The following is an 867-nucleotide window of genomic DNA, read 5'->3' as shown; positions in this document are numbered from 1 at the left end:
CATCCAAACAGCCTATCAGGATGAACCTGAGTTGGAGAGGCTATAGACTTATTGCAGCAGATGGTTCTGGTATGAGATTACCCAGCTCTGGGGAAATTGTATCCGAGTTTGAACCAAATGGAAACTGACCTTACCCAGAAAAAGTGGAGAGAAAGTTTGGAATGTTTTTCACAAAGAGAATGATGAATCAAAATGCTCAGGAATGCAATAGTTAATAGTGACGTTGTTTGTTATAAAAAATTTCTATGTATTCAAATATTGCAGTTCTAGTTTGTTGAGCAGAGTGTTGTGAAGTATCAATAAGTATTTCTCTTTTCAATGAGCTAAAGAAGCTTTCCACAACAGAATTGTCGTAACAACAACCTTTATGACTCATCTATGTTTTTTATGGATAAGAGATATTGATAACCTTGCGAAGTATATTGTGAACCTTGATCACTATGTAATAGTAGATTTTTGGCAGGTTTACGCTTGTTAACGGCCATTAATAAAGAGTCCATAACCAATTGTTTATTTATTGAACTGCTCATTAACTACCATGCGTGAATATAGATCGATTATTGTTGCCAAATATAGCCATCCTTCTTTGGTTTTTATATAAGTAATCCCATACTTTATTTGGTTGATCGACAATAAAGTTTTGGTCTAATATATTGGGAGCTACTGTCCGTTTGTTGTTTCTTAATTTTAAATTTTCTTCTCAATATAGCCTGAATACCATTTTTCTGCATAATACTTTGCACTGTTTTTAAGTTGCAACTTTTACCCAAAGCCTTTAATTCAGCATGAATTTTAGGAGCTCCATATCTACATTTAGAAGCTTGATATATTTTTTGAATATCTGCTAATAACTCTTTATTTGCTGAT

Annotated in this window: 1 pseudogene (running past one end of the window); it reads right to left on the bottom strand. The window is 33.2% G+C overall.

What is annotated here, in order from left to right:
* Nucleotides 1-168 precede the first annotated feature (168 nt).
* Nucleotides 169-867, bottom strand: a pseudogene (locus WG67_RS08330) (IS3 family transposase) (it continues 395 nt past the right edge of the window).

The sequence above is a fragment of the Wolbachia endosymbiont of Drosophila incompta genome (assembly GCF_001758565.1).
GTDB classification, from domain to species: Bacteria; Pseudomonadota; Alphaproteobacteria; order Rickettsiales; family Anaplasmataceae; genus Wolbachia; species Wolbachia pipientis.
This window is presented reverse-complemented; position numbering and strand designations above follow the sequence as displayed.